Source organism: Bradyrhizobium sp. CCBAU 25360 (assembly GCF_028128695.1).
Lineage (GTDB): Bacteria > Pseudomonadota > Alphaproteobacteria > Rhizobiales > Xanthobacteraceae > Bradyrhizobium > Bradyrhizobium ottawaense.
Genome location: NZ_LBJA01000044.1, coordinates 822,147 through 828,953 on the forward strand (window position 1 = coordinate 822,147; position 6,807 = coordinate 828,953).

General features: G+C 65.3%; 6 protein-coding genes. 1 reads left to right on the forward strand and 5 read right to left on the reverse strand.

The genetic code is table 11. The features are described 5' to 3' along the window. Window positions 1-40: 40 nt before the first annotated feature. From XH81_RS34085 to XH81_RS34105, 5 genes are all read right to left on the reverse strand, one after another. Window positions 41-1,198, reverse strand: coding sequence for an ABC transporter substrate-binding protein (locus tag XH81_RS34085; RefSeq protein WP_028144349.1), 1,158 nt, complete (start codon window positions 1,196-1,198; stop codon window positions 41-43). A 59-nt stretch (window positions 1,199-1,257) separates the two neighbouring features. Further along, the gene (locus XH81_RS34090; protein ID WP_028144348.1) at window positions 1,258-1,836 is read right to left on the reverse strand and encodes an alkylhydroperoxidase domain protein; all 579 of its coding nucleotides are present in this window, start codon (window positions 1,834-1,836) and stop codon (window positions 1,258-1,260) included. A 15-nt stretch (window positions 1,837-1,851) separates the two neighbouring features. Beyond that, a complete protein-coding gene (locus XH81_RS34095) occupies window positions 1,852-2,454 on the reverse strand; it encodes a CMD domain protein (protein WP_085967831.1) in 603 nt (200 codons plus the stop codon). A 35-nt stretch (window positions 2,455-2,489) separates the two neighbouring features. Beyond that, a complete protein-coding gene (locus XH81_RS34100) occupies window positions 2,490-3,524 on the reverse strand; it encodes a putative FMN-dependent luciferase-like monooxygenase (protein ID WP_028144346.1) in 1,035 nt (344 codons plus the stop codon). Window positions 3,525-3,675: 151 nt separating this feature from the next. Further along, a complete protein-coding gene (locus tag XH81_RS34105; protein ID WP_028144345.1) occupies window positions 3,676-4,470 on the reverse strand; it encodes a MetQ/NlpA family ABC transporter substrate-binding protein in 795 nt (264 codons plus the stop codon). Between the two features lie 320 nt (window positions 4,471-4,790). On the opposite strand from XH81_RS34105, the gene XH81_RS34110 reads away from it, so the two are divergent. Then, window positions 4,791-6,578 (forward strand): peptide ABC transporter substrate-binding protein, encoded by a 1,788-nt coding sequence (locus tag XH81_RS34110; protein WP_028144344.1) that lies wholly within the window; start codon window positions 4,791-4,793, stop codon window positions 6,576-6,578. The last annotated feature ends 229 nt before the right edge of the window (window positions 6,579-6,807 follow it).

The following is a 6,807-nucleotide window of genomic DNA, read 5'->3' on the forward strand; positions in this document are numbered from 1 at the left end:
AGAGAGAGAAGCGGCAGAAGCGAATGCCCCGGCCATCAGGTCAGGTCGGCTTGCCGTCCCAGAGCGCGAACTGCCCTTTGCGCACGACGAGTTCGGCGTTCATGGCGCCCTTGACGCGGCGGCTCTCGACGTCGAACGTCGCGGAACCGAAGATGACGCTGGAGACGTCCTTCACTTTCGTGAAGGCATCGCGGACCGCACGGCGGTCGGTGCCGCCGATCTTGACCACGGCGGCCGCCATGTTCATCGCATCATAGGAATAAGCGTTGAAGGCGTCCGGCTCCTGCCCGCCGTACTTCGCCTTGAAGCCCGAGATGAATTTCTTCACCTCGGGCCTGGGATCCTCGGGGAAATAGCGCGTGCCGAGATGGACATCCTCGACCGCCTCGCCGCCGAGCTCCAGAAACTTCGGCGAGTAGACCGAGCTCGCGGCGCAGATCACCTGCTTCAGGCCGACCTGCCGCGCCTGACGGGCGATCAGCGCACCGTCGGAATAATAGGAGATCAGGATCAACCCGTCCGGGCTGGCGTCGCGCACGCGCACCAGGGTGGAGCGGAAGTCGCGCTCCTCCGCGATGTAGCCCTCGGTCACCGCGACCTCGGCGCCGTATTCCTTCGCCGCCTTGACGAAATAGTCGCGGCTGGTGCGGCCCCAATCGGTGTTGAGGTGCAGCACCGCGAGCTTCTTGAGGCCGAGACGCTTCACCGCATAAGCCGCCAGCAGCGGCTGCTCGTCGGCCTGGCTGACCGAGGTGCTCCACATGAAGTCGCCGCCCTTGGTGAAATCGGGGTGCGAGTTGGTGAAGCCGAATTGCACGAGGCCGCCGCGCTGATAGATCGGCGAGGCCGCCATCGAGGCCGGGCTGGAGAAGTCGCCGAGCTCCATGACGATCCGGGGATCGGAGACGAACTTCTGGGCGATCGCCACCGACTGGCGCGGATCGCTCTGGCTGTCCTCGAACTGATAAGCGAGCTTGCGCCCGTTGATGCCGCCGGCCGCCATGATCTCGTCGAGCGCGAGATCAAAACCCTGCTTCCACTGCGTGCCATATTGCGCGTTCGGTCCGGTCAGGGGGCCGCTGACGCCGAGCAGGATCGGTTCGGACGATTGCGCGAAGGCGCCGCGCGAGACGGCCGCTCCCGCCATCATGGCGGCGAGAGACCCCTTCACCAGGCTACGACGATCGATGTTGCTCATGCACGGCTCCATCCACTCAATGTTGAAACAAGCAGCAATTCTTGTGCCGCCGAGATTGGCTATTTCGAGGGCTCGCCGAGCGACAGCATCAGCCGGTTCGCCCAGTTGAAGAACGAGGCGCCGTTGATGACGTCGACGATCTCGGCATCGTCGAGACCGGCGCGGCGCAGCTCTGCGATATTGTCGGGCCCGAACGCGATCGGCGTCGCGGCCAGCGCCACCGAGGCCTTGACCACGGCATTCCAGCGCTCGCCGAGGTCGGCCTTGATGCCCTCGTCGAGCAGGCGCTGCACGTCGTCGCGGCGCTTGGAATAGGTGCTGGCGAAGCGCGCATGCACGGAGGCGCAATAGATGCAGCCGTTGTAGCGCGAGGTCGCGGCCGCCGCGAGCTCGCGCTCGGCGCGCGGCAAGCCGTCGGCGACGTTGTAGAAGATGTCCTTGTCGGTCTTGGTGCGGGCTTCCAGCACTTCGGGATCGCGCACCAGCAGGCGGAAATATTCCGACTTGGCGCGCGAGCGATCGACGAGGCCCGAGTAATGCCGCTCGGTCAGCTCGGCCTCGGGCAGCGGATCGATCCAGGAGACCCAACCGAGCTCGTCCTGGGTGAAGACGACGGGCGGGTTGACGGCGGCGCTCATGATTGCGGTCTCCTCTTATGCGTTCGCCGCGGCGAGCGTGCGCAAGCCGCTGACGACCCGCACCTGGAACGACAGGAACGCGACGAGTTGGGAGAAGGTGACGATGCCGGTGGTCGACCAGCCGGCGTCAAGCAGCGCCTTCATGTCGGCGGCTGCGGCATCGCGGGGCCGGAACACCAGGAGGTGCGCATGCTCGAGCGCTGCTGCGAGCTTCGCACCAAGCGCCGGCTTGCTCGCGGGGCTCACGCGATAGATCAGGCCGGCCGTGTTCTCGATCGACAGTGGGCCGGCGGGATACGAGCCATAGGGACCCGAGGTTCTGCCCCGCGCGATCTCGGCGTCGATCGCCTCCAGCAGGCGCGCACCGTCCGCGTTTGCGGCAAGCTTGTCGCGATAGAAGGTGGCAACGGGCGACTCGCCATGGAGCCCGGTCACGAAGGCGGCGACGGCCGCGCGCTCGGCCAGCGAGACATCGCCCGCGTCGATCGGCTCGAACAGCGAGAGATAGCTCTTCTGCGCGTTCTCGCGCGCCTGCAGGCGGCGGGCGCGGATGGCGTCCAGCGCCGAGCCCGGCTGGATCCCGGCGAGTGTGTCGATGATATCCTGCGTAGTCATCATTCGGCCTCGTGCAACGCGATGCTCTTCATGTCCAATCAGCCCGCCAGCGCCACATCGGGCGCCGTCCGGGTCCAGCCCAGCGCGGGTGCGACCTTCTCCGCGACGAGATCGATCGAGCGCAGGACGTGGGGATGCGGGGCATCGACCGAATGCACCTGGAACACGAGATCGGTCACCCGCTCCAGTGTGGCATCGGTGCGCAGCGAGGCGATGACCTCGTCGGCGCCGCCGACATGGGTGTCGAACGCCGTGATCATCTCCTCCAGCGTCTCGCCCGGCTTGGCGTGGCCGCCCTTGAGAAACTGCGGCAGCGCACGCCGCAAGCCAATGTCTGCAAGCCGCAACGCCTCGCGATGATCGTCGGCGACGAACACGCTGCGCGAGGCCATGATGCGGGGCTCGGCCCCCTTGGGCAGCGCTTCCAGATAGGCATCGATCACCGGATTCTGGATCTCGGCCAGCGTCGCCTTCGGCGCCTCCTTGGTCCGCGGCTGCGTGCGCGACAGCAACAGGCCATCACCGGCCTTGCCGGCGCGGGCACCGCCCGCGACCGAGAACGTGGCCTGCCAGATCCGCTTGTCCAACTGCGGCCGTTGCGGGTAGATCGTGTCGCCACCCTCGAGCGGCTTGCCGACCAGGGCGGTGCGGACGACCTCCAGATTGCGGGCGAAGATCTCGTTGCGCTGAGCGCTGTCGAGGCCGAAGGCGGCAAAGGCCGACGGATTGCCGCCGGTGCCGACGCCGAGCTCGAAGCGGCCGTTGCAGATCAGATCGAGCACCGCGGCGTCCTCCGCCACCCGCACCGCATTCTCCAGCGGCAGCGTGACGATGCCGGTGCCGAGGCGGATGCGCGAGGTCTGCGCTGCGATGTAGCCGAGAAAGGTGAAGGGCGACGGCAGGCCGCCTTCGCGCTCGTGGAAATGATGCTGCGCGATCCACGCGGAATCGAGGCCCGCCTTTTCGGCGCGCACGATCTGCTCGGCCGCGAAGCGATAGCGCTCGGCGGGCGGGGCCTCGTCCAAAAGCCGCGTGAAAAATCCCAGGCGTTTCAGATTTGCAAAGCGTTTCATGCGACCCCTGTCGGACTGGGATGACCAGGCTGCCGATGATGTCGGTTACTGCTGCTCCAGACAAGCGGGCATTGCGCAGGGCTCATACGCAAAGGCTCGTACGTAACGCTGCCCGCCGGGATCGCCCCTGCGCTGGAGCTGTGCAGATTGCCTACCAGCTCGGCAGCACCGCGCCCTTGAACTTGGTCAGGACGAACTCCTTGACCTCCGGCGTGTGGTAGCTGTCGACGAGGATCTTGACCCAGGGCTTGTCCTTGTCGGCGGTGCGCACGGCGATCAAGTTGACATAGGGGCCCTTCGGGTCCTCGCGCAGGATCGGATCCTTGACCGGATCGAGGCCCGCCTGGGTTGCATAATTGGTGTTGATCGCGGCGGCGTCGACATCGTCGAGCGCGCGCGGCGCCTGCGCCGCGTCGACCTCGATGAATTTCAGCTTCTTCGGGTTCTCGGTGATGTCGAGCACCGTCGGCTTGAAGCCGGTGCCGTCCTTCAGCTTGATCAGGCCCTTGTCGCGCAGCAACAGCAGCACGCGGCCACCATTGGTCGGATCGTTCGGGATCGAGACCTTGCCGCCCTCGGGGATATCGGCGATGGCCTTGTGCTTCTTCGAATAGACGCCGATCGGGAAATTCACGGTCAGGCCGACGGCCTCGATCTTGTAGCCGCGGTCGGCTTTCTGGTTGTCGAGATAAGGCTGGTTCTGGAACGAATTGGCCTGGATCTCGCCGGCATCGAGCGCGGCGTTCGGCACGACATAGTCGGAGAATTCGAGCAGCTGGATGTCGAGACCCTGCTTGGCGGCGATCGGCTTCACCGCCTCCAGGATCTGCGCATGCGGGCCCGGCGTCACGCCGATCTTGATGGTCTCGGCGGTGGCTGCTGCCGACCAGGCGGCGAGCGCGGTTGCGAGCATCAGGGGGAAGCGAAACGACATCTTGGTCTCCATGGCACGGCGAGAATGATTGGAACCGTATTCGCTTCTCCGCCGGATGAAATCAATGAAATGGAAAACCATATTTGCCGCCTAGCACGGACAACGCTTCTCCGTTCGATCCGATGTGGGGAACGAACGCGCAAACAGCGCCGGAGTTTCGCCATGACCACCCACGCCGCTCCCGGGCGGTGGTCCGGGCCGTGGCCCGCAAGGGCGTTCCCCATCGTCATTTCGTCGCATGGCCCGGCAGTCACGCCGGCATTGCCGCCTCGTGCATGATGCAACATGATGGCCGCCGGCGACGATTTGTCTTCGCGGTGGAGGGTCATCTGATGAACGAGAACGAAATCCGGGGTCTGGTCGCGGAGGTGAAGCAAGGCACGCTGTCCCGACGCTCGTTCATCCAGAAGGTGGCCGCGGTCGGAATCGCAGCGCCCATCGCGAGCCAGATCCTGCTCTGGCACGACGTGGCGATGGCGGATGCCACCTTGCCTTACAAGCCGACCAAGGCCGGCGGCGGCGGCCCGCTCAAGCTGCTGTTCTGGCAGGCGCCGACCCTGCTCAATCCGCATTTCGCGCTCGGCACCAAGGACCAGATGGCCTCGCGCGTGTTCTTCGAGCCGCTCGCCGGCTGGGACAAGGAGGGCAACCTCATCCCGTGCCTCGCGGCCGAGGTCCCGACCAAGGCGAACGGCAGCCTTGCCGCCGACGGCATGAGCGTGGTCTGGAAGCTGAAGCAGGGCGTCAAATGGCATGACGGCCAGCCCTTCACCGCCGACGACGTCATCTTCACCTGGCAATACGCCGCCGATCTCGCCACTGCGGCCTACACCACGGGATCCTACAAGGACATCAAGGTCGAGAAGATCGACGACCACACCGTCAAGGTGATCTTCAGGGCGCCGACGCCGTTCTGGGCCGATCCCTTCGTCGGCTCGGTCGGCTTGATCCTGCCAAAGCATCATTTCGGCGACTATGCCGGCGCCAAGTCGCGCGAGGCACCGGCCAATCTGAAACCGGTCGGCACCGGCCCGTACAAATTCGTCGAGTTCAAGCCGGGCGATTTGATCCGCGCCGAACGCAATCCCGACTATCACATCAAGAACCAGCCGCATTTCGACACGCTCGAGATCAAGGGCGGCGGCGATGCGGTGTCCGCGGCGCGCACCGTGCTGCAGACCGGCGAATACGACTTTGCCTGGAACATGCAGGTGGAGGAGGAGGTGCTCAAGCGCATGGAGGCGGGCGGCAAGGGCAAGCTCGACATCACGCCGTCCGGCAATGTCGAGTTCATCATCCTCAACACGACGGACCCGTGGACCGAGATCGACGGCGAGCGCTCCAGCGTCAAGTCCAAGCACCCGACGCTGTCCGATCCCGCGGTGCGCCGGGCGATCAACCTCCTGATCGACCGCGACTCGATCCAGAAATTCATCTACGGCCGCGGCGGCATCGCCACCGCGAGCTTCGTCAACGCGCCCAAGCAGTTCAAATCGCCCAAGCTCAAATACGAGTTCGACGTCGACAAGGCGAACAAGATCCTCGACGAGGCCGGCTGGAAGAAGGGCGCGGACGGCATCCGCGAGAAGGACGGCAAGAAGCTCAAATACGTCTTCCAGACCTCGATCAACGCGCCGCGCCAGAAGACGCAGGCCATCATCAAGCAGGCCTGCCAGAAGGCCGGCATCGACATCGAGCTCAAGTCGGTCACCGCATCGGTGTTCTTCTCCTCCGACGTCGGCAATCCCGACACCTACTCCAAATTCTATGCCGACATGGAGATGTACAACACCACGCAGCCGCAGCCCGACCCGGAGCGCCTGCTGAACCAGTGCGTGTCCTGGGAGATCGCCACCAAGGACAACAAATGGCTGGGCCGCAACAACTCGCGCTATTCCGATCCCGAAGCCGACGAGGCCTACAAGGCCGCGCAGAACGAGCTCGACCCGGTCAAGCGCGCCGCGCTGCTGATGAAGGTCGACGAGATCTTCTGCGAAGCCCACGTGTTCCTGCCGCTGCTCTCACGCCCCATCGTCAACGCCGGCGCCAACAACCTCATGATCGACATCTCCGGCTGGGACACCATCACGTGGAATCTGGCGGCGTGGTATCGGGTTTGAGGGGCACCGCGGGAAGGCTCTCGTGTCCCGGACAAGCGGCAACGCGCATAGCGCGCTGCCGCGCAGAGCCGGGACCCAGGGGCGGCACGGTAGGGCGCAGCGACATGGGCCCCGGCTCTGCAGCGCACCGCAAGAGCGCTGCGCTGCGTCCGGGGCACGAGAGCGGAGTTATGACGCCCGCTCTCTCCACCGTCATTACAATGCGCCAGTGCGCATCCCAGCGGCAGTG